Raw genomic sequence first — 25,155 nt, forward strand, 5'->3', positions numbered from 1 at the left:
TGGCGCGGTGGCGGTCGTCGTCATCGGTCCTCCTGGGGCACGGGCTTCGGGCGTACGGGGGCCTGCGGCGACGTCCCGCGACCGGCGAGGGCGGTGCGCATGCGCTGCAGCGGTGTGGGCGGCAGATCACGGCTCGCGCCCCGCCCGTACCGGCGCTCCAGGTAGTACTGGCCGACGCTGAGCACCGAGACGGCCAGCAGGTACCAGGCGCAGGCCACCGTCAGCAGCGGGATCTGCTGGAAGTTGCGGGAGTAGATCGCCTGGATGGAGGTGAGCAGTTCGGGCACGGCGATCACCGAGACCAGGGACGTGGTCTTGAGCATGGAGATCACCTGGTTGCCCGTGGGCGGGATGATGATGCGCAGCGCCTGCGGCAGCACGATGCGCCGCAGGGTCTGGCGGCGCGTCATGCCGAGCGCGTGGGCCGCCTCCGTCTGCCCGTCGTCCACGGAGGCGATGCCGGAACGGACGATCTCCGCCATGTACGCGGCCTCGTGCAGCCCGAGGCCGAGCAGCGCGGCCGACGTCTGGGTCACCAGCGTGTTCGTGTCGAACTCGACGAAGGTCGGCCCCCACGGCACCCCCAGCCCGACCTCCGGCACGATCGCGGCGAGGAAGTACCAGAACAGCAACTGGACCAGGAGCGGTGTGCCGCGGAACGCCCAGACGTAGACCCAGCTCAGCCGCGACAGCAGCGGGTTCGCGGACCGGCGCATCACGGCCAGGACGACACCACCGGCGACACCGATGGCCATGGCGGCCGCCGTCAGCCAGAGCGTCGTGGCCAAACCTTCGAGGACGACGGGAGTGAAGAGGTGGTCGCCGACCGTCGCCCACTGCATCCGCTCGTTCGAGGCCCATCCCTCGACGAGGAAGACCACGAGGAACACGAGCGCCGCCGAGGCGAACCAGCGGCCCGGACGGCGCACCGGCACCGCGTCGATCTCCCTGCGGCCCGCGCTCGCCTTGATCACGTGGGCGGTGCGGAGCGTGGACTCGCTCATGCCGCCGCGCCGCCGTTCACCGTGACCCGGTCGAGGGCGCCGGACTCGACGTCCCAGCGCTTCAGGATCTCGCCGTACGCACCGTTGTCGATGAGCTTCTGCAGGGCCTGTCGCACGGCCTCGACGAGGTCCTTGTCCTGCTTGTTGACCAGGATTCCGTACGGCAGGAAGCGGTACGGCTCGCCGACCTGGCGCAGCTGCCCGTTCGACTGCCCGGCCTGGTACGCGACGGTCGGCGTGCCGCCGACGAAGGCGTCGGCGCGGCCGGTGGACAGCGCTTGGAAGCAGCCGACGGAGTCGGGGAAGACCAGCGCCTTCGCGGCGGGCTTGCCGGCGGCCTCGCACTTCTTCGCCTGCGCCTCGATGTCCTCGACCTGGGCGGTGCCGTTCTCGACGGCCGCCGTCCTGCCGCACAGATCGTCCAGGGAGCCGATCGATTCCGCGTTCTTCTGCTGCACCAGGATGGCGCTGCTGGTCCTGAAGTAGTCGACGAACGTGACGTGCTGCCGGCGTTCCGGCTTGTCGAGCATGGCCTGGATGGCGAGGTCGTAACGGCGCGACTGGACGCCGCCGATGATGCTGTCGAAGCTGGCCTTGGAGAACGTCACCTCGACGCCCAGCACCTGCCCGATCGCCCGCATGAGCTCCGGCTCCATGCCGACCAGCGTCTTGTTGTCCGGACCGAGGGACACCAGAGGCGGATAGTCGTCGCCCTCCGCGACGACCAGCTCGCCGGAGTCCCGCACCTTCTTCGGCAGCAGCGCCGCGAGCTTCGGGTCCTTCGCCTGCACAGCCGCCTGGCCGGATGCCGCTGCCGATCCCGGCCCGCTCGCTCCGGCCGACGGCGTGCCGCCGCACGCCGCCAGCAGCGGAAGAAGTCCGGCCAGCGCCACGCCGACAGCTGCGGCGCGCCTCGTCCGACGGGCGCGGGGCCCCGGGAGCCGTATGTCCATGGCAGTGCCTTTCGCTGGTGGGCCGGCCATGACGTGGCCGGTTCCTGCCGCTCGATGCCGCTCAATCTGCGCCAGTCGAACCGGCGACACAAGATGAAACAGAACGAACATTGCCGTACACATTGTTCAGTTGTCCTGTTGCTCGGCTCCGTCGGCTCACCCTCGTCCACCTGCGAGTCCAGCCGTCGAGCAGCCGACGCGCCCCGGCAGGAGGGCACTTCATCGTGGGCAACCTCTGGCCCCGTCGTCCGAACCGTTGTTAAGTTCGCCTGATGCTGACCCCGACGCAGTTGCAGGCGATCCGCGATGTGGTCGCCACCGGTTCACTGCGCACCGCCGCCCGCCGCCTCGGCTACTCCCCGTCCGCGGTCTCCCAGCAGATAGCCTCGGTGGAACGGGCCCTCGGCGTGCTGCTCTTCGAGCGCTCGCCGCGCAGTGTGAGGCCGACCGCCGCCGGCGCCCAACTCGCCCGCCGCGCGGCACGGCTGCTCGCCGACCTGGAGGCCGCCGAGGACGAGATGCGCTCCTTCGCGGCGGCCGAACGCGGGCGGCTGCATCTCGGCAGCTTTTGGTCGGCGGGCTTCCGCCTGATGCCGGCCGTCCTCACCGAGTTCCTGCGCGACCGCCCGCACGTCGACGTCCGCTACGAGGAGGGCGATCCGCCGGTCACCCTGCCCGCGGTCGCGGAGGGCCGGCTCGACCTCGCCGTGATCTTCGAGTACGGCACGGTGCCGCGCAACGACCCGCCCGACCTGGAGCGGACCCTGATCCTGGAGGAGCCGCTGTACGTCCTGGTCCCCAAGAGACACCGCCTGGCCCGCCGCAAACGCATCCAGGTCAGCGACCTCGCGGCGGAACGCTGGATCTGCTACCGCGAGGACACGGACGCGGCCCGCTCCCTCTTCCACATCTGCGCCGCGGGCGGCTTCCGCCCCGAGGTCATCTTCCGCACGAACGACTACAACCTCCCCTTCGAGCTCGTACGGAACGGCCTCGGCGTCGCGATCGTGCCGGAGCTGGCCCTGAGCAAGTCGGAGGACGTCCACCTGATCCGTCTCGCCAACACCACGCACGTACGCCGGGTGTTCGCGGTCCGCCGCTCGGGCGACCCGAACCCGTTCCTGGACCAGGCGGTCGAGGTGCTGCGGTCGGCGGCGACGACGATCGACGCGGAACTGTCGGAGGCGGGGGACCTGCCGACGGCGGTGTGATGGTCCCGCACCGGTCCGGGCCGCCGGGAGCGCCGGCTGACTCAGTCCTCTCGGTCCCCCTCGGGCGCCGCCAGCAGCCGCCGGACGTCCCGCACGAGGGTGGTGCACGCGACGAGGACCAGGAGCGCCCCGGCCACGACCCAGAGGACGGACGAGCCCGCTCGATGCTCGCGGACGGCGTAGACGAGGAGGAACGAGGCGGGGAGTACGCCGAGGGCGGAGATGAGCGCGCTGATGCGGTCGGCCACGGGGGCATCCTTACTTGCTCGGGGCTTCGTTCGCGGGTACGGCAGGGAAGCCCAGGTGACGAACGCTGACACGAGGCGGGGCCTGCTCGGTGTACTGCGACCCGGACTACGGGTACAGCTTCTCGCCCTTCGCCAGCATCGCTACGTACTTCTCGATCCGGCGCCCACGGGTCTCGGCCTTCTTGGCGTCCTGGATCCGGTACAGGACCGCATAGCGGTTCTGCCGGTCCAGCGTCTCGAAGAACGCCGCCGCGGCCGGGGCGGCGGTCAGGGCCGCCGCGAGGTCGTCCGGCACCGTGGCGGTCCTCGCGCTGTCGTAGGCCGCCTCCCAGCGTCCATCCGCCTTGGCGCGGTCGACCTCGGCCTGCCCGGGCGGCTGCATCCGGCCCTGCTCGGTCAGGGCGGCCACCTTGTCCCGGTTGACCTTGGACCACTTGCTCCTCGGCCGGCGCGGGGTGAACCGCTGGAGCCACCACTGGTCGTCGAACGTGGCCTTCTGGCCGTCGATCCAGCCGTAGCAGAGTGCTGCGTCGAGCGCCTGGGCGTAGTCCAGCGCGACGATTCCCGGGCCCTTCTTGCGCAGCTTGAGCCAGATGCCGGGCGAGACGGCGTGGTTCTCGCCGAGCCACGCCTCGAATGCCTCGGCGGATGCGAATGCGACGATCTCCAAGTCCTGAGTCACCCCAGAAGCGAACCACACTCGGCCGATTGTCATGACCCTTTCCGGTTCCGTCGCTATTCGATCGTGAGAGTGCCGGTGCGGAGGATGTCGTGGTTGGCGAACAGGGCATCGAGGTGGACGGTGCGGGTGAGTGTCGCCGTCCACCTGGCGGTGGGCAGGTCGCGGTAACGGCGGGCGCGGCACATCCGGGCGCGCGTGCATTGGGTGAGAATCCAGCGAGCCTGCGTCTGGGCGGTGGGCGGATTGGCGTACATGCCGGCTGCGAGGTGCCACAGCTGGTCGCCGGTGGCGCCGTAGGGCTCGACGACGGCCACGACGGCGGTGTCACCGAGGCCCCGCTGGTCGCTGGAGTGGGTGGTGTAGGCGACGGACAGTCCGTGCAGCGGGAAGAGGGTGAGTCGGCTGACGGCGGTGATGTCGAGGGTGGGCATGGCGGCTCCGTGCCGTGCGGGCGCGGCCGCCGGGGCGGCGGCCGCGCGTTGAACAGGGCGGCTACTTGCCGCCGCATCCGCCTCCGTCGCCGCAGCAGGCGGGCGGGTTGCAGTTCGCAGCCGTGCCCCACAGGTCGTGGTCGACGACGAACCCGGCGTCCTCGATGGCGGCGACGGTGGCCCGCATCTGCGCGCCGTCGTAGAGCTGCGGGGCGGGGAACGGGTTGTGGTGGAGGAACCGGCCGAACTGCTCCTGGCACCAGGCGGCGTACTCACGGGTGTGCAGCATGAAGGCGTGCCAGCCGGGATCGACGGCCTGCGACGGCGACAGGCCCTCGGCGCGGTGGGCGGACATGTGGAGGAAGGCGAGCGCCTGGTCCATGACGCGTTCGGCCCGCTCGCGGGTGATCTTCTCCTCCTGGACGAGGAAGTTCACGAGCCGGCCGAAGAATTCCGGCTCGACGAGGCTGCGGCCGTGGACCAGTTCTGTTGCGAGAGCGGCCATGGGATGCTCCTTCGGTACGTGCTCGGCACGCGGCCTACCCGCGAGCCGTGGTGCGTGCAGGGCTCCTCGCGGGGCCCGCCCGTCCCGGACCCGGTCCTGCCAGGGAATTGGTCCGGGACGGGAGCTGAGGCCCGCGGGTGATCGACGGCACCCGCGGACGGCTCATGGGCAGGCGTAGACGTCGGTGTCGAGGACGTGGGCGCCTTGTTGCCCGGCGGCGCGGCCGACAAGGACGGCACCCCGGGTGAGCTGTCTGTCACAGGCGTAACAGGCGCGGCCCGCATACGCCTCCCAGGACAGCGCGGAAGCCGGCGGGATCGGGACCTCGCGACAGCGGCGCGGCGTGGAGGCGGTGTTCACGTCGGTCCCTGTCGCCAGGTCGCGCCCGAGTACTCGTGGAAGTGGTCGCCGGCATGGCCGGGCGGCGGGGTGCAGCAGCGGACCGGTGCGTCAGGCTTCGGTGACCAGCACAGGGGCAGGCCGACCGGACGCATGGCGTGGGCCGGGGAGGAGAGATCGCGCTGCTTTTGGGAGGGTGCGTCGGCGTACGTGGTGAGCGGCGGTCCGGACTGGCGCATGCACATGGTGGTGGAGGACGGGCCGCTGTGACAGTGACACCTGAGGGGCCGTTCCCTGTTGGTGTGTAAGTCCATGGCTAGCACGTTAGGGAGGCCGGTTGCGCGATTGCCGGCGATTGCGCTGGATTGCGCGGGTGGAGGGCATGGTTTGGCGGCGTTGCTTATTCAACGCCCATCGACGAGCAGGCCCTGTTGATCAACCGGTGAGCGGAGGCGCCGTACACCGCAGCCTCATCGAGCCATTCCCAGGCACGCTCGTACAGCTGGATCGATTCCTCGTCGTCCAGCCACATTTCCGTGTTGATGGTCTCGACGATGACGAGCCGCCGGTCATAGATCCAGAAGCCGTGAGCCGGGGTGCGGCGCAGCTGTGCTCCAAAGGGCACGATGCCCAGCTCAACCGTGTCGAGTCCGATCAGGCCGATGAGACGGTCCAGTTGTGCCGCGTGCACCTTGCGCGGACACATCCGCACGTACAGGGCGCCTTCCCAGATGAGGAACCGGAATCGCTTGCCGGGCTCGTACAGGGCCTGCTGTCGACGAACTCTGGCACGAACCGCTTCCTCGACGTCCTTCTTCATCTGCCGGAACTCGGCGTTGGACTCGAACACGTGCCGTGCGTAATCCGGTGTCTGGAACAGACCGGGGATGCGAGTGACCTCCAGGCCACGGATTGTCCGGGTCGCTGCGGTCTCCAGGATGGCCAGCTCCTGCCGGGCTCGATGGCCACCCGTCAACTGTCTACGCCAGGACCGGTACTTCGTCTCCAGCCCGAACAGCTGTCTGGTCAACTCGTCGGTGACGTCCGGTCGGCCGACTGCCTGAGCCCAGGCGCTGAGATCGGCCGCTGTGGCCGTCTGCTTGCCGTTCTCCAGGCGAGACACCTTCGACCGCTGCCAGCCGAGGCGCGCTGCCACGCCCTTGCCGTCCAGGCCCGCCTCGGTGCGCAGCTCCTTGAGGCGCGCACCGAGAATGATCCGGGCAGTCTGGAAGTCCGTGCTCACATGGACGAACGTACCTGCCTCTGGAACTCTGCGGTACGGACCGCGTGATGCCAGGCCGCATCACGAGCCTGGCAGGCGGCGAGCACCTCGGCGGGGTCCTCGCTGAGGACGACTCCCAACGTTGTGTCCTGTTCGTCGAAGACGAAGCGCGCGACGACGCGGGAGTCGAACAGCCAGAAGTCGAAGTCCGGCAGGCCTAGCCGTTCGGCCTCCGCGCGGGGCAGGTTGCGGATGTCCTCGCCCGAGGCCACGTTGCCGAGACCGGTGGCGAGCAGGAAGCGCTGCCCCTCGGTGGGCGGGGAGTCAACGAGGCGAACCCGCTCGAAGCGCTTCCCCTGGGCCACCTGGTCGGCGACGTTGCGGCGCCAGTCATTGACGGGCTCGACGGAGATCTCCTCACCGGCCTGCCACCGCCGCCACGTGGCGCCGTTCCGATCGGTGGCATAGCCGCGACGGGTCTCCAGCCGGAACGCGGTGTGCTTGAACTCCCTGAACATGTGGGCGACCTCTTGGAAGGGCACCATGGGATTCCGCTCGGCCCGCGGAGCGAACCGGACGAGCAGATCCCGCGGCACGGTCACGAAGGTCTCCGACTCCTTGACGTCGCGGAGCTGGGCCAGACGCTCCGGGTTGCTGACGCGGTCCCCCTGGATGAGGATGTCGGTACTTCCCTCGATCTCATAGAGCGTAGGGCAGTCGCCGCTTTCACTGGTCGTACCGATGAACCGCAGCGTCATGTGTCCTCCTAGCTGGTTGGCCGGGTGTCCAGGATGCTGCAGCGGGCCGCGAACGCAGCGACAGATTGCGGAAGATTGCGCGGGTCTGCGGCGGTCACGGCCGGTTGCGCGCAACCGGCCATCCCGAGGAAGCGGCGGCTCGCACTCGGCCCCTGGGCCGGATGCCCACGCCTTGCGACACGAACTCAAAGCCGGACGGAGAATCCTTCTACGAAGGTTCGCCAGGCGTCGGTCGCCACGGCGACCACCGGTCCCGCCGGTCGCTTCGAGTCGCGTACCAAGATGCCAGTCCCGGCCTGCGCACACTCCACGCACTCACCATCAGACCCATTGCTGTGGGAGGACTTGAACCACTGAGGGCCCCTGGAAGAGGTCGGATTGGGGTTGGTCATCGTACGTAGTCCTTCAGCAATGACTTGATCAGTTGGACCGAGCGATGAGGGCTCGCGGCAGCGGCTCTCAGATTGTCGAAGGCTCGCGTGTACTCCCGCACATCGTCCGCCCCCTCCAGGTAGATGGCGTCGGTGATGCCATCCCGGTACACGATGTCCGGATCCTCAGGGTCAGGGAAGCCCATCAGGGTGAACGAGCCCGTGGCAGGGTAAGGACCGGCATCGAACGGCAGCACCTGCAGTGTGACGCTGGGGAGTTCAAGCGAATCCAGAATGCGTTCGAGCTGTTCACGCATCACCGCTCGATCACCGACCACGTTCCGCAGGGTGCTCTCATGCACGACGAACCAGGCGTCTGGAGCGTCCTCTCGGGTGAGCATTGCCTGACGTTCCATCCGGACGTGGACTGCCCGCTCCACATCGTCGGCGGCCATCTGGTTGGTGGCGCGGTGCAACTCGGTGGCATACGCGGGCGTCTGCATCAGCCCTGGCAGGAACTCGCACTGGTACTGCCGGAACGTGGAGATGTCCTGCTCCAGCCCGATGTAGATCGAGAACCAAGATGGAATCCCGCTGCCGTGGGCCTGCCACCAACCTCGTGTTTTGGCCTGCCGGGCCAGCGACTTGAGGAACTCACGGAGCTCGTCGTCCGTGCCGTAGAAGCGGCACAGCGCCTCAACATCTGAGGGCTGTACGCGTCCGGTGCCAGTCTCCATGCGATTGACCTTGGACCCACTCCAGTCCAGTGCCTCTCCCACCTGCGCGCAGGTGAAGCCGTTTGTCTCGCGCAGCTTCTTCAGCTCGATCGACAGACGTCGGCGTCGCGCCGTTGGTGAGCCGGCCATCCCAACCCTCTCTTCAGTAGCGGGTGTTCAGTCTCCGCGTCAGGGGGGATGGCATGAGCGTCGACGCAAGCGTGCCGAGGAGGCCGTGGAAACTACCGTTCTTGGCCGAACCGGCAGAAGTGGCCGCGCTCCGCAGAATCGTGCGACTGCACCTACGAACGTGGGGCCTTACCGATCAGGCGTACGTCGCCGAGACCTGTGTGAGCGAACTGGTCGCGAACGTCATCAACCACGTTGGATTCGGTACCCCAACCACACTCGCCATATCGATGCGTGACACGTTCCTGCGATCGAGGTCTACGACCCGGATACGCGGGCGCTGCCGACACTTCTCCAGGCAACGCCGGATGCCGAGTCCGGGAGGGGTATGTCCCTAGTTGACTCGCTCTGCGATCGCTGGGGAGTGCAGATCAGAGAAGACCAGAAGGTCACCTGGTGCGAGATCCTGACCGATCTCGCGGTGTCTGAAGGCCACAGTGGTGGCGCGTCCGTTGCCGGGGCCGAGGCTGTGCGCCGCCACGGAGATCGGTTAACCAGTAGCGATCGCCGAGTAGGTCCAGACGTCGGCAGGGATCTCGTGCCTTAGCCTCCACGTGATTCCCATCGGCTTGCTGCCCTTGTGCTCGACGTACTCGGCCGGCCCCAGCAGCATCCACGGCTGGGGACCGCCGATGTCCGTCTTCTTGTAGCGGCGAACGAAGAGGAGGACGTGCGAGCCGTTCGCCTTGTGGGACTGGTAGCGGATGCCCGTCGGGGAAGAGTCGGACGTCTGGTTCTGGGACTCCCAGTGGAAGAGCTCACTACTCAGGGCGTAGTCCCGGTAGCGCGTCTGCGGCGAGAAGTCCTTCTCGTCCTTCTCCAAGGTGATCAGGAGGGCATCCGTCTGGACGTCCTCGCACCACTTCACGCCTTCACGGAAGTGGCCGGGCATGAAGCCGCCAATGACCGACTGGCTCAAGGCCGGGAGGATTTCCTCGCGGCTGTACGAGGCGTGGATCGTCAGTGGAAGGTCAGCGAGGGGGCCGTACAGCGGGACGGGGACATGGTCAGCCTGGTCAAGGGCGTACGCCAAGACTTGACGGAGTTCGTCGCGGAACGCCTGCTGCGGACGCAACGAGTCCAGCGCTTCCTGATAGCTGGAGAAGTCGCCGCCCAGGGGCCACAGCGAAAAGAACAGCATGCGTGCGTAGCCACGCTGCAGTTTGTCGAGTTCGCTGTACGCGGGCGCGTTGTCCTCAAGGAGGCGGATGTAGACCCCGACCCGCTGAGGGTCGTCGACATGAAGGAAAGCGGGTACGCGCTTGAGGAGTGCTTCTTCGCCCTCAGGGGCCGGCTCCGTGAGCATGCCAGCCCGACGAAGAAGGCCCGTCCATGAGTTACCGTTCCCGCGGTAGAGCTCCTTTAGTTCCCGTCCGCTTTCCCGCAAGTAGCTCGACAGGCGCGGCTCGCCGTAACTCCGCACTTCGCGAGCCAACTGCGTCACGTTGACGCTGATCTGGCTCCGGATGTTGTCAATGATCAGTTCCTTGGCCTTGGACTCAAGAATGATCTGACACCCAGAGGGCAGCTGTGGGAAGTCATGCTCAACGTGCGCCAGGAGACGGTTACGCGTCAGGTTGGTCAGCGCACGGAACTGCTCCTCAAAGCGGAACTCCGCGCGGTGCTGACCGATGAAGTCCAGGACGGTGAGAACTGCCTTGTTTTCACTCCGCCGCAGCCCACGCCCCAGCTGCTGGAGGAAGACCGTGGCGCTGGAAGTAGGACGTAGGAGCAGCAGGGTATCAACGTCGGGGATGTCCAGTCCCTCATTGAAGAGGTCGACGGAGAAGATGACCTGGATGTCCCCAGAGCTCAGTGCCGCAAGGGCGACCCGGCGCTCCTCCCGCGGTGACTCGCCCGAGAGGGCCACTGCGTTCAGGCCGGCGCGGCGGAAGAAGTCGGCCATGAAGTGAGCGTGGGCGACGGAGACGCAGAACCCGAGGGCACGCATCGAACCGGGATCGCTCACCTTGTCTCTCACGGCCTGCACCACCAGGCGGGCGCGGGCGTCGTTTCCGGTGAAGAGGTTGCTGAGCGCTGACGCATCGTACGACCCCCGCTTCCAGGCGACGGCACTCATGTCAGTGTTGTCGGTCACGCCGAAGTAGTGGAAGGGGCTCAGCAGGTCATTCTCCAGCGCCTCCCACAGTCGCATTTCGGCTGCGATGTGCCCGTCAAAGAACTCGTCCTGGACGTTACGGCCGTCCATCCGCTCTGGGGTAGCGGTCAGGCCGAGCAGCTCCAGAGGAGTGAAGTGGTCGATGATCTTGTGGTAAGTGGGCGAAACACCATGGTGGAACTCATCGATGACAATGACATCGAAATGGTCTGGTGTGAAACGCTCCAGCGTGCGCGCATTGAGTGACTGGACGCTTGCGAAGACGTGGTTCCACTCCTCTGGAACCAGGCTGCTGTGCAGCTCTTCCCCGAAGTTCGCATCCACCAGAACGTCCTGGTAGGTCCGCAGGGATTGACGGAGGATCTCTTGCCGGTGAGCGACGAACAACAGTCGGAGGTCCCTGCCGTACTTCTGCCGCAGCCTCTTGTAGTCCAGAGCGGCCATTACGGTCTTGCCTGTACCGGTGGCCGCGACCAGCAGGTTGTGGTGTCGGTCGTGGACCTCGCGTTCCACTTCGAGTCGTTCCAGCATGTCGCGCTGGTGAGGGTAGGGGCGAACCTCAAGCCCCGAGAGGGTGAGATGGCGTTCCGGGGCACTGGTCGTGCCGCGGCCTGCCAACTGGAGCGCCTCGTCGAGCCGAGTGGCGTCCTGATCAGGGCGGTAGAGCTCGAAGGCCGAATCGCTCCAGTAAGAGTCGAAGGTCGCTTCAAACTTGCGGAGCACGTCAGGGGTCGCAATGGATGACAAGCGGACGTTCCACTCAAGGCCGTCCAGGAGGGCAGCCTTCGAGAGGTTGGAGCTGCCGACGTATGCGGTGTCGTACCCACTGTTGCGGCGGAAGAGCCAGGCCTTGGCGTGGAGGCGCGTGGACCGGAGCTCGTAGTTGACCTTCACCTCGGCGTTGAACTTCTGGACCAGCTTGTCGAGGGCTCGGCGCTCGGTCGCGCCGATGTACGTGGTCGTGATGACTCGGATCGGGACACCCCGCGCATGGGCCGTCTCCAGCGACTGCTCGATGACGCGGAGCCCGTGCCACTTGACGAAGGCGCAGAGCAGGTCCACGCGGTCGGCTGTGGCCAGTTCGGTGCGCAGCTCAAAGCCAAGGCTCGGGTCCTCGGGAGAATTGGTGATGAGCGCCGTCTCGGAGAGGGGAGTTGCGGGCCTGATGGCGTAGACGCCCTTGGCTTCCTGCTCGGCGATGGCGAGCAGTTGGCGAGGCCCGTCAGCTACCAGATCTACCCATTCCCGTGCGCCCTCGATGGTGTTCATCGATTCGAGGATGTGGTTGGCGGCGTGGACGCGCTCGTCGGCAGGCAGTCGTTCCAACACCCGCCTCATCGTTTCTGCGACATGCCGGGCGATCACATGGGGCGATGACTCCGGTCCCACTGTGCCGTCGATGGCATGCCATCGGTCGCCGCTGAGAGTCTTCAGCTGAGTCTCGAGCCGCAAGGTGATCAGCTGCTCGTACAGACCGGCGACCGGTTGGCTGGCATCGATGGGACCCGGCATCGCATTCCCTCCCCTTGTCGGCACTGCCAGTGATAGCAGGTACCACCGACAGCCGGGGCCGGAGGGTCACCCCCCGTGACACTCCTTGTACGCCGCCCCCGACCCGCACCAGCAGCCCGCCCCCCTCGTCGGGGGCCAGGCGACCGCGCGGCCGCGGGCCGCCAGGGTCGTGGCGTACTGGGGAAGCAGGGAGACGTTCGACGGGGGTGCGGACTCCGAGGCGGCGAAGGCCTCGTAGGACGGGACGGTGGCCGTCACGATGCCCAGGTTTTCCGTGCCCGTCGCCGCGAGGTCGCGGAGGGAGGACTCGATCGTCGCGAGGTGCGTCTCGTGCGAGGGGTACTCCGCCGTGAGCTCGGGGTACGCCTCCAGGAGTTCCGCGAGCTCCGGCTGGGGCCAGTGCAGGACCGCCACCGGGAACGGGCGCGACAGGGCCGAGCGGAACGAGCCCAGTTCCGAGCGGATGCGGGCGATCTCGGCCTTGAGTTCCGCCGGGTTGTCCGAGCCCAGCGCCCACAGGCGGTTCGGGTCGTGGAGCTCGTCGAGCGTCATGTCCGGTGTGTGGGCCGTGTGGACCCGGTCGGCGAGGGCGTCGTGGTCGTCGTGGGGCAGGCCCAGCAGGCGGCGTACGCGGTGGCGGCCGGTGAGGAGCGAGCGCGTCGCGTATGGGACCTCCTCGTCCTCGGGCAGCAGCAGCGTCAGCGCCTCCGTGAAGCACTCGTGGGACGCCTCCAGCTCGTCGTGCGACTCCAGCGTCTCCGCGACGATCTCCCACGGCGCGGCCTCCGTCGGGGCCGCGATGCGGATGCCGGCGATCAGGGCGCGGGCCTCCGCCTCGTGGCCGTACTCCCACAGATTGGCCGCCTGGAGGGCCTTGATCAGCTGCGGGTGCTCGGGCTCCGCGGCCAGCAGGCGGTCGTACAGGCTGGACGCGCGGCCGCGGTCGCCGGCCAGTTCCAGGTGGGCCGCTGCCTGGAGCAGCAGCTGTTCGTCGTCCTCGGGATACTGCGCTGCGGTGCGCAGCAGGCGCTCGGCTTCGGCGGTGTGGTCGGCAGGCGTGTCGGGGCGCATGCACCACACCGTACTGCGGTCGTGTGCAGGTGCGGAGTGGCGTATCGCGGCAAGCGGTTACGGAGTGGGCCTCGGCTCTGGTGAGTTGACGCCCCCGGCCCTACCCTGCGCCCGTGCGGCAGAGGCGCGGGGCGGGGCGGCGGCGGGCGCGGGCGGCGTTCGCCCGCGGGCTGTGGGCCGCCGCCGAGGTGACCGTCACCCTCGGGCTCGTCGTCCTCCTGCTCGTGGTCCACCAGCTCTGGTGGACAAACCGGCAGGCCAGGCAGGGGGCCGAACGCCAGGTCCAGGCCCTGGAACGGGACTGGGGGAGGCAGGCGGCGGAGCCGGAGTCGACCACACCGCCGCCGCGCAAACCGCGCAAAACTCATGAACCTCCCGAATCGCCCAATTGGGACCAGGCCTACGCCGTCCTCCGCATCCCCCGCCTCGGCGTCGTCGCCCCCGTCGCGCACGGCGTCGGCAGACGCGGCGTCCTCGACCGGGGGTACATCGGCCACTACCCGGGCACGGCGCAGCCCGGCCAGGCCGGGAACTTCGCCGTCGCCGGGCACCGCAACACCCACGGCGAGCCCTTCCGGTACATCAACCGGCTGCGCCCCGGCGACACCGTCCGGATCGAGACGCGTGAGGGGATCTTCGACTACGCCGTGGACCAGCGGCTCCCGCAGACGACGCCCTGGGACACCGGCGTCATCGCGCCGGTGCCGCGCAGCGCCGTGCGGCCGTCCGCCGGGTACGGCGAGCCGGGCTACTACCTCACCATGACGACCTGCACCCCGGAGTTCAGCTCCCGGTACCGGCTCGTGGTCTGGGCGAAGCTGACCTCCATGCGGCCCCACTGACGGGGACAGGACCCCGCTGACGGGCCAGGACATGGCTGACCGGTGCAGGGCATGGGCTGGTGGGTGCGGGGCATGGACTGACTGACCGGGCCAGGAGACGGGCTGACCGGGTCAGGACATGGACTGGTCGACGACCACGCGGCCGGCGGAGTCGTAGAGCCTGATGGCGCGGACGTAGTCCGGGCCGCTCATCCCCGGACCGTTGACGACCGCGTACCAGACGCCCCAGCTCGGCCGGCCCTTCAAGGTGAGGAGGGAGGCCGTGAGGGAGCCCGATGCGGTCCGGATCTCGACGCGCGCGGCGTCCGGCGTGCCGTAGTAGAGACCCGACAGGACGAGACGCTCGGGGCTTCCTTCGGACTGCATGCTGACGCCTGGGATCGCGGTGTCCAGGTTGCCGTCCACGATGCTGCGGAAGTTCTCGATGCCGTCCGACTGCGTCCAGTGCTTGCCCTCGGGCGTCAGCCACAGCTCCACGCCCGGCGCCACCCGCACACGCTCCCCCGATGCCACCACCCGCAGGGGCGAGCGGGTCGCCGACGGGCTCGGCGACGGGGACACGGGCGGCGAGCTGACGGCGGGCGGGACGACGACGCGGTCCGGAGGAGAGATGCGTCCGACGGCGACGAACGTCAGGGGGGCGAGGACCAGCGCGGCACCGACGGCGGCCGCGCCGACGGCGCGGCGGCGACGGCGGACACGGGCCGCGCGCTCGATCGAGGCCAGCGGGACCGGTGACGGCGTGATGTCCCTTGCGGTGTCGGTCAGCACCGTCCGCAGGCCGGTTTCGGACGTCATGGATGGGCTCCGGAGTCGGAGAGGTCCTCCGTGAACAGAGGATGAGAACGGAGAGTCTGCAGCGCGCGCCGTGTGTGCGTCTTGACCGTGCCGACGGAGCAGCCCAGGACGCGGGCGACGTCCTGCTCGCTCATGTCCTCCCAGTAGCGCAGCACGATCACGGCGCGCTGCCGGTCCGGCAGTACGGACAGCGACTGGAGCACGGCCGTGCGGCGGTCGGCCGCGTCGGCGTGGTCGCCGTGGGCGCGCTGGGCGGAGTCGGGCAGGAACGGCATCAGGAGGTGGACGACGCGGCGTCTGCGGACCCGGCTGATGTTGTTGTTGATCAGCGCCCGCCGTACGTACACGTCGATCTCGTCGCGCGGTACGCGCCGGAAGTGCGACCAGACCTTGGTCAGCGTGGTCTGTACGAGATCCTCGGCCTCGTGGAAGTCGCCGGTGAGCAACGTGGCGGTACGCACCAGGCGGGGCCAGGCCGCAGCGGCGAACTCGGCGAATTCACCTTGGCTCTCCTGCTTCACAGGCGGCGGTTCCTTCGGCGTCGGGGCGGTGGCGGCGGGGGGCGGGGGCTGGTACCCGCGGTGGTGGGGGCCGTACGGCTGCGGGCCCCCACCAGGCGCGGCACCGGGGCGCGGCACCGGCCGAAGACCAGGGCCGGAAGGCGAGGCTAGAAGGCGAGATCGTGCTCGACGAGCAGTTCGCCGCGCGCGTCGTACAGGCGCAAGCTGCGCAGGAACGAGTCGCCGCCGGTCCCGCCCTGGGACGGGGGCAGCGGGCTGGTGGCGTACCAGGCGCCCCACTTCCGGTGGCCGGGCAGTGTCACCATCCGCGCGGCGAGCGTGCCGTCGGCGGTGACGACCTCGACGCGGGCGGCGTCGTAGGTGCCGTAGTAGAGGCCGGACAGGAAGTACGTGCTGGTGCCCGCCGCGTCCACCGGCTCGGCCTGGAGGCTGATGCCGGGACGGCTCAGGTCGATGTTGCCGTCGACGACGCTGCGGAACTGGTCGGGCACGTCCGGGGTGGACCAGTGCTTGCCCTCTCTGGTGAGCCACAGCTCCACCCCGGGCGCGGCCTGCACCCGTTCGCCGGGCTTGACCACCCGTACCCCCGTGGCCGGATGGGCCACCTCGGCGGCGGACACCGTGCGCGCGGGGGCGGCGGGGGCCGCGGCCACCGCCTGGGGCGCGGTTCCGGGGTCGCCCCCGGAACCGCTCGCACGCGCGACGGTCGGCGCCCCCACCAGGGCGGCCACGACGGCCGCTGCTGCCACGTACTTCTTCATCCCGATCATGGGCGAGCGTCTCCCTGCGGAGTGGAGTGAACATGGAGGAGGGCGCCTCTCCACCCTTCACAACTCCGCGGGGGGCGGCTGCGGATGACATGCTCCGCAAGATTTTTTCGGGCGGTGTTCCAACGGCGGCCGGTGAGCCTGCCCGCGGCGGCTGGTACGCCGTGGCCTATGCCGGGCTGCGCCGGCCGGTGCACATCCGGTCGCGCCGGCCGGCCCGTGCCGGTCCGCCGGTCCCGGGCGTCAGCCGATCGCCAGCTCCGCGCACGCGGCCGCGTACTTCCCGGTGCAGATCTCGTCGGCCGTGTAGATGCCGTCCCTGATGACCGTCTCTTCGATGTTGGCCTGGGTCAGGGCGATGACCGGGACCAGGACGGAGGGGATGTCCTTGGTGGTCGGACTGTCGACGTGCGTCTGGGCGACCGTCGTGAGCGACTCGCCCTTGGCGAGCGCCACGGCCATCTCGGCCGCGGCGGCGGCCTCCGGCGCGTACGGCTTGTAGACGCTCATGTACTGCTCACCGGAGACGATGCGCTGTACGGCGGCGAGTTCGGCGTCCTGGCCGGTGACCGGCGGGAGTTCGGTGACGCCCGCGGCCTTGAGGGCGGCGATGACACCGCCCGCCATGCCGTCGTTCGCGGAGTAGACGCCGTCGATGGCGGCGGCGCCCCCGAGTTCCTCGATCGCGGCCTTCATGTTGGCCTCGGCGTTCTTGGGACTCCACTCGTCGGTGTCGTACTCCTTGCCGACCGTGACCTTGCCGTCGAGCTCGGCGTGGGCGCCCTTCTTGAACAGCGCGGCGTTCGGGTCGGTGAGGGCGCCGTTCACCATGACGATCCGGCCGCCCTTCGCCTTGTCGCCGAGGGCCTTCAGGAGCGCCTTGCCCTGCACGTGGCCGACGTCTTCGTTGTCGAAGGACGTGTAGGCGTCGATCGGGCCCTCGGCCAGGCGGTCGAAGGCGACGACCGGGATGCCGGCCTTCTCGGCCTTCGCGACGCTCCCGGCGATGGCCTTGGCGTCGACGGCGTCCAGGATCAGCACGTCGACCTCGTCCCTGATCATGTTCTCGACCTGGAGGGCCTGCAGCGCGGCGTCCTGGTTGGCGTTGGCGTAGACGACCTTGCCCTCGCCGATCGTCAGCCTGCTGACCTTGTCCTCGATGACCGGCCGGTCGAACTTCTCGTAGCGCGCTGCCTCCCGGTCGGGGAGGAGCAGGCCCACGACGATGTCGTTGCTGATCACGCCGGAGTTCGCCTCGCTGCCGCACGCGGCGAGCGAGAACGCGAGGACAGACGCTGAAGCGGCCGCCGCGGCAGTACGCACAGGTCTCATCATTTGTAAAAACCAACCTCCCGAACAGGCCGCTATTTTCGGCCGAGATGGCGCAAAGCCAACTCTGAGCCGCTGCTGGGCGTCAAGAGCTGCCTACGTAACGTGATGACAACGGTATTGCGTGTTGAACAAGTGGCGAAGGTGGCGGGAAAGCGCTGTCCGTCGGCTTTTCTGCGCGTGCGGGAACCCAACAGCGCCACCGCTCGTGTACAAGAACGGAAGAGTCGGACGTCGGACAGGGGACAAGGGGGGACGCGTGGCCGGTCGCACCGCAAGCGTGTTCCGTCCCGCCGTGCTCCTGCTCTTCCTCCTCGTCGAGGTGTTCGTCGAGGCTCTTCTCGTCGACGGCGCCGGCCTCACCGCAGCCGTCGCACTCGCCGCGGCCGCCACCGCGGCGGCCGGCACCGCGCTCGTCGTCTGCGCCGTCATCAGCGCGCGCAGCGCGCCCGCCGTCCCGCGCACGCGGGTGCGGACGGCGCTCCGCGACCGCGAGCAGCGCACAGCCTTCCTCCCGCAGCGCGACCCTGACGCCCGGGGCCGCACGCGACCCCGCGCTCCTGGCCGCCTGCTCCCGGCGGCCGTGTAGCGACAGACCCCTCGAAGGTCCCTCCACGGGCCGTCATGCCGCCATGCCCCGCATGACCCGTTCCCCGGCACGACACGACCCCCGGAGGGGCCCATCCATGTCCGTATTCGCCGATCTCGTCGAGCGCCTCGCCGACCTGCTCCACCCGCTGTTCGCCGCCTCGGCCACCGCCGCCGCCATCGTCGTCTTCACCGTGCTCGTACGGCTCGCCGTCCATCCCCTGTCCCGTTCGGCCGCCCGCGGGCAGAAGGCCCGCGCCCGGCTCGCGCCGCAGCTCGCCGAGCTGCGCCGGAAGCACGGCAGTGACCGACAGCGGCTGCAGCAGGCCACCTTGGAGCTGTACGCGCGGCAGAAGGTGTCGCCGCTCGCCGGCATCCTGCCGTCGCTGCTCCAGGTGCCGGCGTTCTTCCTCATGTACCACCTGTTCTCCAACGCGCGGATCGGCGGCGAGCCGAATGGGCTGCTCGACCACACTCTCTTCGACGCCCCGCTCGGCGGGCGCTGGGCGGACGCGCCGGCGGACGGCGGGGTGTTCGGCGGCGCCGGGCTCGTGTACCTGGGTCTCTTCGCGGTCGTGGCCGCCGTGGCGACGTTCACCTACCGGCGCACCAAGCGGCAGATGGCGGCCGCGCCCGCGGCGGCCGAGCAGATGCCGGGCGGGAGCGCGCTGCTCAGGATCGTGCCGCTGATGTCGTTCGCCACGCTGATCACCGTCGCCGTGGTGCCGCTCGCGGCCGCGCTGTACGTCGTCACGAGCACGACCTGGTCCGCGGTGGAGCGCGTGTTCCTCTACCGGGACATGCCGTCTGCGGGGGCGCCGGTCCCGGCGGCGTAGGCAGCGGAACGGCAGGGACTGCCGTGGCAGGCCTGGAGGTCTGCGCCTGCCGCGGCAACGCCGGCCGTGGCAGGCGGGCCGGAGTGCGCCGTACCCGCCACCTCGCGTTCCTCGCCTCCCGCGCGGACGGAGAAGGCCCCGGCCCCCGCCCCACGGACGCGGGACGAGGGGCAGGGGCCGGGGGCCGTCGGGGCGCGGCCTCAGCCCCGGAGCAGCGCGGCGCCGACCGCCATGCCGCCGCCGAAGGCGAGCAGGAGCACCAGCTCCCCGGAGGCAACCGCACCGGCCCGCAGGGCCTGGTCGAGTGTGAGCGGAACGGATGCCGACGCGGTGTTGCCGTAGCGGTCGATCGTGCGGTGCACGGCCACGTCGTCGGCGAGGCCCAGCTCCGGGACCAGGGCGTCGAGTATGGTCCCGTTGGCCTGGTGGGCGACGAGATGCCGGACCTGGCTGCCGTCCACACCCTGTTCGGCGAGGAAGTCCTTGACGGCGAGCGGGACTTCGGCGGTGACGAAGTCCCGCACCCCGCCGCCGTCCATCCGGAACCAGTCGCCGTGTTCCCTGGTGATCAGGTGCCGCCACTGTCCGTGGCTGCGCAGCCGGGTGGCCACGATCTCGCCGCGGCGCTGGTCGCCTGTGGGGCCGAGCAGGGCCGCGCCCGCACCGTCACCGAAGAGGACGACCGTGCGGTGGTCGGTCCTGTCGAGGATGCGGGAGTACAGGTCCGCGCCGATGACCAGCGCGTACGAGCCGGCATTGCCCGTGGCGAGCATGCCGCGCGCGGTCGCGAGGGCGAACAGGAAGCCGGTGCAGACGCCGTTGACGTCGAGCGCGGCCGCGCCGTCCGCACCGAGTGCGGCCTGCACCGCGCAGGCGGTCGGCGGCTGCGAGCTGTCCGGCGTCGAGGTGGCCAGCACGATCAGCCCAAGCTGCTCCGGGCCGATGCCGGCCTGCTCCAGCGCCTTGCGTGCGGCGTGGGCAGCGGCTTCGGCGGTGGTGGTGCAAGGGTCCGCCCAGCGGCGTTCGACGATGGCCGTCTTGCGGGTGATCCAGTCTCCCGGACCGCCGGTGTGTGCGACGGCTTCGGTGTTCGACACGACGCGCTCGGGCACCCAGGAGCCGGTGCCGAGTACGGCGGGGATGAGCCCTGCGGGAAGGGGTACGGCGGGGACGGCAGTCATCGCGAGACCTCCGTCAGAGCGCGGTTCGCCACCGGCAGCAGGTTGGTGAGCAGAGCGATCAGCGTGCCGATGATGAGCAGGGTGAAGTGGACCATCTGCACCGGCCCGAGGTGCAACCAGTAGCCGAACCACAGTCCGCTGACGAGGAAGCCGACGAAGAGCAGCAGGAACGGCACGAGCGCGTGGTTGACCTGGCGTACGTAGCCGTTGATGCCGAGGGAAGGGTTCCGCATGGCACGGATGCCGGTGGCCACCGCCCGCCACATCAGGGCGACGGTGCCGAACTGGTAGACGATCACGGCGATCAGCGCGGGGGCGGCGAGGCCGTTCGGCAGTGCCCGCCATTCGAGTCCGTTCCCGCGGACGGGGTCGTCGATGAGCGGCTGCATGTTCATCGTCACCTGGAGCAGCGCCTTGTTGGTGCCGAAGTCGGTGGCGTTGTTGACGGCGATGAGGGTCAGCCAGGCGGTCACCCCGGCGAGGAGCACCACGGTGAGCAGGTGCAGGCCGCTGCGATTGTCGGCCGGGTCACCTGCGGGAAGGCCGCCCGACCGGTTCGTCCTACGGGGAGCTTCTGTCAAGCTCATGACATATTCCTCTCACTGGCTGTTCGACGAGACGTTGCTGGGACGGGCAGGTCAGGCGGTCCTGGCGACGGCGGGCTCGGGAGCGGCACCGTCCATCACGGCGGTCACGGCCGTGCTCGCGAGGCGGTGCTCCTTGGGCGCCAGGCGGTCGGCGTCGTAGGCGGTGAACGAGATCCGGGCGCGGGCCGCGCGCTGGCCGGCCTGGTGCATCTCCAGGTCCACGGTGAACTTCAGACGCGAGGCGTCGTCGGTCTCCTTGCTCTCGACCGTGCAGAGCACCTCGGCGTCGAGCGGGAAGAGGAAGTTGTCGAAGCTGATGTCCATGCTGTGCCAGATGTAGTAATGGCGGTGCTCCGGCCACTGTGAGGCGACGAACTTGTCGCAGAAGGCCATGAACATCTGACGGAACGCCTCGATGACGACCATGCCCTGGATGTGCTCGCCCGTCTGGTGGTCGAGGAGCAGTTCGTTGTCGGAGTGCAGCCGCAGCGCGGCGCGGTAGGTGTCGGGGCCCTGCTGCTGGAGCCCGGCGATCAGGACGTTGACCTCGCGGTGCTTGTGCGCCTCGGCGCGGGGTACGACCTCGGGGTCGTTGGGCTGCATGATGATCTTGCGCGTGAGGCCGGCGGCCTCCAGGGCGTCGCGGACGTAGTCGCGGTCGTAGGCGCTGACGCCCTGACCCTCCCAGAGCAGAAGGGGGCCGGTGAGGCCGTCGTAGGCGCCGGCGCGCACGGCAGAGGCGAAGGAGCTGACAGTGTGGACGCCGTCGTGGGCGGCGAAGGAGCTGAAACGGTCACCGACAAGGCAGACGCTCTTGAGCAGCTGTTCCGACATGGTTCCTCCCGTTGGCTTCGGCTGGTTCCGAGGTGTTCCTGGCTGTTATGGCTGTTGGCGCTGTTACGGCTGGTCGCGGACGCACTGATCCGATCGGCGGCCGACCGCGGTGCCGTCGATCCGTGCACGGCAGCGAGGCGGCGCGCCGACCTGACGCGCCGGCAGCAGCCGTGGGTGCGTTCTCCGTACGTACGGCGCGGCTGTGTGCCGCCTCCGCGGTGACAGCCCAGTGGGCTGCGCGGGTGCGCACGGAGTCGATGAAGGTGAGGTGCGGATGGGAAAAGAGAGGTGGCGCGAAAGCTCCGGGCACGCGACGACGGGTGCGCGGGAGCAGGAATGAGGGCACGGCACAGAGTTCGGGACGCCGTCGGCCGTGCGGAGTCGCCCCGGTGACAGGGCGGACCGAGGTGGGGCTACGCGTGGTGGGGTCCGCACCGACACGCGTGCAGGCATGTCGGCGGACGCAGTGTCACTTCACGCGGAAACTGCCCGGATTGCATGGATCCCCCCCGAGATCTGTCGACCGTCGCGAGGGGAGGCTCCGCCTCGCGACATGGACAACACTTCCAAACATCCGGTTGGTTGGCAACCTGGTGTGGCCTAGGTCACGATCTCGATCAAGTGCTACCGCGCGACAGTGTCACCTCCGGCCTGTTCGCGCCCCTCGCTCCGGATGCCGTCCACCATGTGTCCGGCCAGGTACACCACGCGGTCGCGCACCACGGCCTGGGTGTGGGGGGTGTCGGCGTGCGGTCCGACGACGAGCCGGGCGAGTTGCGGCACCGCGCTCGGCCAGGCGGCCAGACCGATCAGGCACAGCAGGGTCGCCGCCGCGTCCGGTCCGGCGGGGACGCCGAGCTGGGTCGCCAGGGTGTCCACCTTGACGGAGTAGCGTGCCGCCCGCTCCTGCTCGCCGGGCAGCTCGTCGTCCGTGTGCTGAAGGGCCTCCCAGAGCAGCAGCCGCAGGAGTTCCGGTCGTTCGCGATGGAAGTCGTAGATCGAGCCGACCCACTGGGCCACGTCCTCGCCGGGCTTGGAGACCGCTTCGGCGAGTTCGTCCAGGGCGGCGCCGACCGTCGCCGCGAACAGTCCTTCCTTATTGCCGAAGTGGCCGTACACGCGTTCCTTGTTGACGCCGGCCAGTTCGGCGATCCGGTCGACCCGTGCCCCGGTCATGCCGTGGGCGGCGAATTCCTGCCGGGCCGCGTTCAGGAGCTTCTTCTTCGTCAGTGCTGCGTCTCGCGCCATAGGCAAACTCTAGCCAACCGTCTGGTTGGACGGGCCTTGACATCCAACCAGTTGGTTGGTTCCATGCTGTGCATGACTCCAACCCCTGCCGGCTCCTCCGCGCCTGCCCGGGACCACCTCCAGGGCGTCGCCCAGCAGTCGCGCCCTGTACCGGCACCCGCCGCAGCAGCCTCGGACGCCGTTCCCTTCGTGCGGACCGTGCTCGCCCTGTGTGCGGTCGGCGTGCTCGTCGTCAGTCAGCTCTACACCGTCCTGCCGGTGCTCGGACGGCTCGCGGACTCCTGGTCCACCACCACCTCGGCGGCCGGCTGGACGGCCACGGCGTTCGGGTTCGGCTACGCGAGCGGCTTCCTCTTCTCCGGCCCGCTCTCCGACCGTTTCGGCCGCCGTCGCCTCATCGTCACGGGGCTGTTCGTGACCGCCGTCGCCACCGCGGCCGTCGCCGCCGCGCCCGGTCTGGTCACCGGATGCGCGATCCGCGCCGTCCAGGGGCTGTCCGCCGCCACGTTCGCGCCGCCCGCCTTCGCGTACATCGCCGAACGCATCGAGCCCGCCCGCCGGGTCACCGCGATGACCTGGCTGACCAGCTCGTTCCTCTCCGCCGGGGTGCTCGGCCAGGTGTTCTCCCAGTCGGTCGCCGAGTTCGGCGGCTGGCGCACCGTCTTCCTCGTCTGCGCGGCCGGCCTGGTCGGCGGCGCGCTGCTCCTGCGGGGCGTCCTCGCCGAAGACCGGGGATCCGTGGCGACGTCCGCGCTCGACGCGTACCGCGCCATGGGCCGGCTGATCGCCAAGCCCTCGCTCGTACTGCTCCTCCTGGCGACCGTCACGCTGCTGTGCGGCTTCGTCGCCGTCTACACGGGCCTCCAGCTCGTGGGGCCGCGAGACCTCACCAGCAACCCCGACACGATGCTCGCCCTCCGCGCCAGTTCGCTCCCGGCGATGGTGCTGGTCCCGCTGCTCACCCCGTGGCTGGTCAAGCTGCCCGCCGTGCGCCGGGTGGTCGCCGCACTGCTGCTCGCGGGCTTCGTGGCGCTCGTCGGCGCGCTGCTCTCGGGCAGCGGGGACATCGGCGTCGTCCCGCTCGGGGCGCTGCTGTTCGTGCTCGTCTTCGGCATCGCCGTCACCGCACCCGCACTCGTCGAGGCCATCGGCTCGCAGGCCGGCCCCGCCCGCGGCGCGGCCGTCGCGCTGTACACCTTCGCCCTCTTCATCGGCGCCAGCGTCGGACCGCAGCTCGTCGCCGCGCTCCCCGGCGGCCTGGACACGGTCTTCGCCGTCGTCGCGGGCCTGCTCGGAGCCGGAGCGGTGCTGGCCGCCATGGGCCACCGCGCCCGCGGCTGATCCCGCACGCGCCGCGGGCCACCGGGCCCGCCGCTGATCGCGCACGCGCCGTTCGCCACCGCGCCCGCGGCTGATCCCGCACGCACCGCGGCCCGCCGGGACGTACGCGTCAGTCGGCGCGGCCACGGCGCCACCCGGTGCCCCCACCCCGTCCGCATCCAAGGAAGCGAGGTCCACCATGCGTCACCGCACACTCGTCACGGCCCTGGTGCTCGTAGGTGCCGGTGCCCTCGGCGCCACCGCGTTCGCCGTCACCGGCGACGACGGCAGCGCGCCGTCCCGCCCCGCCGCCACCGCACAGATCGAGGAGCCCTCAGCCATGCCCACCACGACCCGGGACCGCAACGCGGCGGTCGCACAATCCCGCAGCGCCCTGACCACGGCGGGGCTCTCGCTGCCCGACGGCTGGACTCCCGTGCAGATCCGGTCCGAACGCCACGACGACCGGCCCGTCACCGTCGTCCGCTATGAGCAGGGCACCCCGCGTGACCTCGGCGGCGAGCACATCACGACCGTCGTCGGCGCCGACGGCACCCTCCTCGGCTACACCCGGATGACCGCCGCCGCCGCACGTGCGCCGAGGGCCACCGACGAGGACGCGGCCCGGGACGCGGCGTTCACCTGGCTGAAGGGCTTCGCCGCCGGATACGCCGACGGGCTCGACGTCCAGTGGGTGAACGACCACGACGAGGAGGTGCGCGACCCGGCCGGAGCTGCGCACACGATCACCGGGCTCAAGGTCAAGACGCACCACGACAACGGCCGCTACACCTGGGTGATCGTCGACGGGGACGGCCAGGTCATCACCTACGAACGCGACGTCCGCTGGGACAGCGACGCCGGCCGGCGCGGGACCGAGATGTGGCTGCACGACAAGTGGATCGCCGCCCGCGAGGGAAGCGGACCGCAGCCGCCGTCGCCCTACGCCGTCGCCAACGGCTGACCGGGAAGG

General features: G+C 69.6%; 27 protein-coding genes. 6 read left to right on the forward strand and 21 right to left on the reverse strand.

Features of this window, described 5'->3' with window-relative positions; genetic code table 11:
• Nucleotides 1-20: 20 nt before the first annotated feature.
• Both ACLB9X_RS17510 and ACLB9X_RS17515 read right to left on the reverse strand, forming a co-directional pair.
• Nucleotides 21-1,004 carry an amino acid ABC transporter permease gene (locus tag ACLB9X_RS17510; protein WP_410361299.1) on the reverse strand — a complete coding sequence of 328 codons (984 nt, stop codon included), beginning with the start codon at nucleotides 1,002-1,004 and terminating at the stop codon, nucleotides 21-23.
• Entirely contained in the window at nucleotides 1,001-1,957 is a 957-nt protein-coding gene (locus tag ACLB9X_RS17515; RefSeq protein WP_410361300.1) for an ABC transporter substrate-binding protein, read from the reverse strand. Before ACLB9X_RS17515 ends, ACLB9X_RS17510 begins: the two co-directional genes overlap by 4 nt.
• A gap of 272 nt (nucleotides 1,958-2,229) precedes the next feature.
• Here ACLB9X_RS17515 and ACLB9X_RS17520 point away from each other — a divergent pair, with 272 nt between their 5' ends.
• Nucleotides 2,230-3,168, forward strand: coding sequence for a LysR family transcriptional regulator (locus ACLB9X_RS17520; RefSeq protein ID WP_410361301.1), 939 nt, complete (start codon nucleotides 2,230-2,232; stop codon nucleotides 3,166-3,168).
• A gap of 41 nt (nucleotides 3,169-3,209) precedes the next feature.
• Here the strand turns inward: ACLB9X_RS17520 and ACLB9X_RS17525 are convergent, their stop codons facing one another.
• The 11 genes from ACLB9X_RS17525 to ACLB9X_RS17575 all read right to left on the reverse strand — a co-directional run bounded on the left by ACLB9X_RS17525 (nucleotide 3,210) and on the right by ACLB9X_RS17575 (nucleotide 13,331).
• Entirely contained in the window at nucleotides 3,210-3,416 is a 207-nt protein-coding gene (locus tag ACLB9X_RS17525) for a hypothetical protein (RefSeq protein ID WP_410361302.1), read from the reverse strand.
• A gap of 106 nt (nucleotides 3,417-3,522) precedes the next feature.
• Nucleotides 3,523-4,131, reverse strand: coding sequence for a YdeI/OmpD-associated family protein (locus ACLB9X_RS17530; RefSeq protein ID WP_410361303.1), 609 nt, complete (start codon nucleotides 4,129-4,131; stop codon nucleotides 3,523-3,525).
• Between the two features lie 20 nt (nucleotides 4,132-4,151).
• Nucleotides 4,152-4,529: a hypothetical protein gene (locus tag ACLB9X_RS17535; protein ID WP_410361304.1), complete on the reverse strand. Its 378-nt coding sequence runs from the start codon at nucleotides 4,527-4,529 to the stop codon at nucleotides 4,152-4,154.
• A gap of 61 nt (nucleotides 4,530-4,590) precedes the next feature.
• The gene (locus ACLB9X_RS17540) at nucleotides 4,591-5,034 is read right to left on the reverse strand and encodes a glycine-rich domain-containing protein (protein ID WP_410361305.1); all 444 of its coding nucleotides are present in this window, start codon (nucleotides 5,032-5,034) and stop codon (nucleotides 4,591-4,593) included.
• A 356-nt stretch (nucleotides 5,035-5,390) separates the two neighbouring features.
• A complete protein-coding gene (locus ACLB9X_RS17545) occupies nucleotides 5,391-5,612 on the reverse strand; it encodes a hypothetical protein (RefSeq protein ID WP_410361306.1) in 222 nt (73 codons plus the stop codon).
• A 161-nt stretch (nucleotides 5,613-5,773) separates the two neighbouring features.
• On the reverse strand, nucleotides 5,774-6,616 hold the full coding sequence (locus tag ACLB9X_RS17550; RefSeq protein WP_410361307.1) for a helix-turn-helix domain-containing protein: 843 nt from the start codon (nucleotides 6,614-6,616) through the stop codon (nucleotides 5,774-5,776).
• The gene (locus ACLB9X_RS17555; protein WP_410361308.1) at nucleotides 6,613-7,353 is read right to left on the reverse strand and encodes a DUF6879 family protein; all 741 of its coding nucleotides are present in this window, start codon (nucleotides 7,351-7,353) and stop codon (nucleotides 6,613-6,615) included. Before ACLB9X_RS17555 ends, ACLB9X_RS17550 begins: the two co-directional genes overlap by 4 nt.
• 185 nt (nucleotides 7,354-7,538) lie before the next feature.
• Nucleotides 7,539-7,745, reverse strand: coding sequence for a DUF397 domain-containing protein (locus ACLB9X_RS17560; RefSeq protein WP_410361309.1), 207 nt, complete (start codon nucleotides 7,743-7,745; stop codon nucleotides 7,539-7,541).
• On the reverse strand, nucleotides 7,742-8,590 hold the full coding sequence (locus ACLB9X_RS17565; protein WP_410361310.1) for a helix-turn-helix domain-containing protein: 849 nt from the start codon (nucleotides 8,588-8,590) through the stop codon (nucleotides 7,742-7,744). The genes ACLB9X_RS17560 and ACLB9X_RS17565 overlap by 4 nt, the downstream gene beginning before the upstream one ends.
• Before the next feature lie 529 nt (nucleotides 8,591-9,119).
• Nucleotides 9,120-12,260: a DUF3427 domain-containing protein gene (locus tag ACLB9X_RS17570; RefSeq protein ID WP_410361311.1), complete on the reverse strand. Its 3,141-nt coding sequence runs from the start codon at nucleotides 12,258-12,260 to the stop codon at nucleotides 9,120-9,122.
• 66 nt (nucleotides 12,261-12,326) lie between these two features.
• Nucleotides 12,327-13,331 (reverse strand): SEC-C metal-binding domain-containing protein, encoded by a 1,005-nt coding sequence (locus ACLB9X_RS17575; RefSeq protein ID WP_410361312.1) that lies wholly within the window; start codon nucleotides 13,329-13,331, stop codon nucleotides 12,327-12,329.
• Nucleotides 13,332-13,444: 113 nt separating this feature from the next.
• Between ACLB9X_RS17575 and ACLB9X_RS17580 the strand changes: the two genes are divergently transcribed.
• Nucleotides 13,445-14,173, forward strand: coding sequence for a class E sortase (locus tag ACLB9X_RS17580; protein ID WP_410361313.1), 729 nt, complete (start codon nucleotides 13,445-13,447; stop codon nucleotides 14,171-14,173).
• A 111-nt stretch (nucleotides 14,174-14,284) separates the two neighbouring features.
• On the opposite strand, the gene ACLB9X_RS17585 is transcribed toward ACLB9X_RS17580, so the two are convergent.
• The 4 genes from ACLB9X_RS17585 to ACLB9X_RS17600 form a co-directional block, all read right to left on the reverse strand.
• The gene (locus tag ACLB9X_RS17585; RefSeq protein ID WP_410361314.1) at nucleotides 14,285-14,971 is read right to left on the reverse strand and encodes a hypothetical protein; all 687 of its coding nucleotides are present in this window, start codon (nucleotides 14,969-14,971) and stop codon (nucleotides 14,285-14,287) included.
• Entirely contained in the window at nucleotides 14,968-15,492 is a 525-nt protein-coding gene (locus ACLB9X_RS17590) for a SigE family RNA polymerase sigma factor (protein WP_410361315.1), read from the reverse strand. The genes ACLB9X_RS17585 and ACLB9X_RS17590 overlap by 4 nt, the downstream gene beginning before the upstream one ends.
• A gap of 146 nt (nucleotides 15,493-15,638) precedes the next feature.
• A complete protein-coding gene (locus tag ACLB9X_RS17595) occupies nucleotides 15,639-16,262 on the reverse strand; it encodes a hypothetical protein (RefSeq protein WP_410361316.1) in 624 nt (207 codons plus the stop codon).
• A gap of 240 nt (nucleotides 16,263-16,502) precedes the next feature.
• The gene (locus ACLB9X_RS17600; protein WP_410361317.1) at nucleotides 16,503-17,594 is read right to left on the reverse strand and encodes a sugar ABC transporter substrate-binding protein; all 1,092 of its coding nucleotides are present in this window, start codon (nucleotides 17,592-17,594) and stop codon (nucleotides 16,503-16,505) included.
• 253 nt (nucleotides 17,595-17,847) lie between these two features.
• On the opposite strand from ACLB9X_RS17600, the gene ACLB9X_RS17605 reads away from it, so the two are divergent.
• Complete coding sequence (locus tag ACLB9X_RS17605; RefSeq protein WP_410361318.1) at nucleotides 17,848-18,177, forward strand: DUF6412 domain-containing protein; 330 nt, start codon at nucleotides 17,848-17,850, stop codon at nucleotides 18,175-18,177.
• Between the two features lie 97 nt (nucleotides 18,178-18,274).
• The gene (locus ACLB9X_RS17610) at nucleotides 18,275-19,012 is read left to right on the forward strand and encodes a YidC/Oxa1 family membrane protein insertase (protein WP_410361319.1); all 738 of its coding nucleotides are present in this window, start codon (nucleotides 18,275-18,277) and stop codon (nucleotides 19,010-19,012) included.
• A 200-nt stretch (nucleotides 19,013-19,212) separates the two neighbouring features.
• Here the strand turns inward: ACLB9X_RS17610 and ACLB9X_RS17615 are convergent, their stop codons facing one another.
• From ACLB9X_RS17615 to ACLB9X_RS17630, 4 genes are all read right to left on the reverse strand, one after another.
• Nucleotides 19,213-20,193, reverse strand: a complete 981-nt coding sequence (locus tag ACLB9X_RS17615; RefSeq protein WP_410361320.1) for a 3-oxoacyl-ACP synthase III family protein — start codon at nucleotides 20,191-20,193, stop codon at nucleotides 19,213-19,215.
• Nucleotides 20,190-20,780, reverse strand: coding sequence for a DUF2165 family protein (locus ACLB9X_RS17620; RefSeq protein WP_410361321.1), 591 nt, complete (start codon nucleotides 20,778-20,780; stop codon nucleotides 20,190-20,192). The genes ACLB9X_RS17615 and ACLB9X_RS17620 overlap by 4 nt, the downstream gene beginning before the upstream one ends.
• Before the next feature lie 51 nt (nucleotides 20,781-20,831).
• Entirely contained in the window at nucleotides 20,832-21,614 is a 783-nt protein-coding gene (locus ACLB9X_RS17625; RefSeq protein WP_410361322.1) for an AfsA-related hotdog domain-containing protein, read from the reverse strand.
• Nucleotides 21,615-22,238: 624 nt separating this feature from the next.
• Nucleotides 22,239-22,862 carry a TetR/AcrR family transcriptional regulator gene (locus ACLB9X_RS17630; RefSeq protein WP_410361323.1) on the reverse strand — a complete coding sequence of 208 codons (624 nt, stop codon included), beginning with the start codon at nucleotides 22,860-22,862 and terminating at the stop codon, nucleotides 22,239-22,241.
• Nucleotides 22,863-22,934: 72 nt separating this feature from the next.
• Here ACLB9X_RS17630 and ACLB9X_RS17635 point away from each other — a divergent pair, with 72 nt between their 5' ends.
• Together ACLB9X_RS17635 and ACLB9X_RS17640 are read left to right on the forward strand one after the other, a co-directional pair.
• Complete coding sequence (locus ACLB9X_RS17635) at nucleotides 22,935-24,203, forward strand: MFS transporter (RefSeq protein WP_410361324.1); 1,269 nt, start codon at nucleotides 22,935-22,937, stop codon at nucleotides 24,201-24,203.
• A gap of 178 nt (nucleotides 24,204-24,381) precedes the next feature.
• Complete coding sequence (locus ACLB9X_RS17640; RefSeq protein WP_410361325.1) at nucleotides 24,382-25,146, forward strand: hypothetical protein; 765 nt, start codon at nucleotides 24,382-24,384, stop codon at nucleotides 25,144-25,146.
• The last annotated feature ends 9 nt before the right edge of the window (nucleotides 25,147-25,155 follow it).

It is taken from the genome of Streptomyces sp. 5K101 (genome assembly GCF_046506645.1).
Lineage (GTDB): Bacteria > Actinomycetota > Actinomycetes > Streptomycetales > Streptomycetaceae > Streptomyces.

Excerpts from the sequence above, each read along its gene's own strand:
- ACLB9X_RS17510 (WP_410361299.1), bottom strand. The coding sequence starts at position 1,004 with ATGAGCGAGTCCACGCTCCGCACCGCCCACGTGATCAAGGCGAGCGCG.
- ACLB9X_RS17515 (WP_410361300.1), bottom strand. The coding sequence starts at position 1,957 with ATGGACATACGGCTCCCGGGGCCCCGCGCCCGTCGGACGAGGCGCGCC.
- ACLB9X_RS17520 (WP_410361301.1), top strand. The coding sequence starts at position 2,230 with ATGCTGACCCCGACGCAGTTGCAGGCGATCCGCGATGTGGTCGCCACC.
- ACLB9X_RS17530 (WP_410361303.1), bottom strand. The coding sequence starts at position 4,131 with ATGACAATCGGCCGAGTGTGGTTCGCTTCTGGGGTGACTCAGGACTTG.
- ACLB9X_RS17535 (WP_410361304.1), bottom strand. The coding sequence starts at position 4,529 with ATGCCCACCCTCGACATCACCGCCGTCAGCCGACTCACCCTCTTCCCG.
- ACLB9X_RS17540 (WP_410361305.1), bottom strand. The coding sequence starts at position 5,034 with ATGGCCGCTCTCGCAACAGAACTGGTCCACGGCCGCAGCCTCGTCGAG.
- ACLB9X_RS17545 (WP_410361306.1), bottom strand. The coding sequence starts at position 5,612 with ATGCGCCAGTCCGGACCGCCGCTCACCACGTACGCCGACGCACCCTCC.
- ACLB9X_RS17555 (WP_410361308.1), bottom strand. The coding sequence starts at position 7,353 with ATGACGCTGCGGTTCATCGGTACGACCAGTGAAAGCGGCGACTGCCCT.
- ACLB9X_RS17560 (WP_410361309.1), bottom strand. The coding sequence starts at position 7,745 with ATGACCAACCCCAATCCGACCTCTTCCAGGGGCCCTCAGTGGTTCAAG.
- ACLB9X_RS17565 (WP_410361310.1), bottom strand. The coding sequence starts at position 8,590 with ATGGCCGGCTCACCAACGGCGCGACGCCGACGTCTGTCGATCGAGCTG.
- ACLB9X_RS17570 (WP_410361311.1), bottom strand. The coding sequence starts at position 12,260 with ATGCCGGGTCCCATCGATGCCAGCCAACCGGTCGCCGGTCTGTACGAG.
- ACLB9X_RS17575 (WP_410361312.1), bottom strand. The coding sequence starts at position 13,331 with ATGCGCCCCGACACGCCTGCCGACCACACCGCCGAAGCCGAGCGCCTG.
- ACLB9X_RS17585 (WP_410361314.1), bottom strand. The coding sequence starts at position 14,971 with ATGACGTCCGAAACCGGCCTGCGGACGGTGCTGACCGACACCGCAAGG.
- ACLB9X_RS17595 (WP_410361316.1), bottom strand. The coding sequence starts at position 16,262 with ATGATCGGGATGAAGAAGTACGTGGCAGCAGCGGCCGTCGTGGCCGCC.
- ACLB9X_RS17600 (WP_410361317.1), bottom strand. The coding sequence starts at position 17,594 with ATGATGAGACCTGTGCGTACTGCCGCGGCGGCCGCTTCAGCGTCTGTC.
- ACLB9X_RS17610 (WP_410361319.1), top strand. The coding sequence starts at position 18,275 with ATGTCCGTATTCGCCGATCTCGTCGAGCGCCTCGCCGACCTGCTCCAC.
- ACLB9X_RS17615 (WP_410361320.1), bottom strand. The coding sequence starts at position 20,193 with ATGACTGCCGTCCCCGCCGTACCCCTTCCCGCAGGGCTCATCCCCGCC.
- ACLB9X_RS17620 (WP_410361321.1), bottom strand. The coding sequence starts at position 20,780 with ATGAGCTTGACAGAAGCTCCCCGTAGGACGAACCGGTCGGGCGGCCTT.
- ACLB9X_RS17625 (WP_410361322.1), bottom strand. The coding sequence starts at position 21,614 with ATGTCGGAACAGCTGCTCAAGAGCGTCTGCCTTGTCGGTGACCGTTTC.
- ACLB9X_RS17630 (WP_410361323.1), bottom strand. The coding sequence starts at position 22,862 with ATGGCGCGAGACGCAGCACTGACGAAGAAGAAGCTCCTGAACGCGGCC.
- ACLB9X_RS17635 (WP_410361324.1), top strand. The coding sequence starts at position 22,935 with ATGACTCCAACCCCTGCCGGCTCCTCCGCGCCTGCCCGGGACCACCTC.
- ACLB9X_RS17640 (WP_410361325.1), top strand. The coding sequence starts at position 24,382 with ATGCGTCACCGCACACTCGTCACGGCCCTGGTGCTCGTAGGTGCCGGT.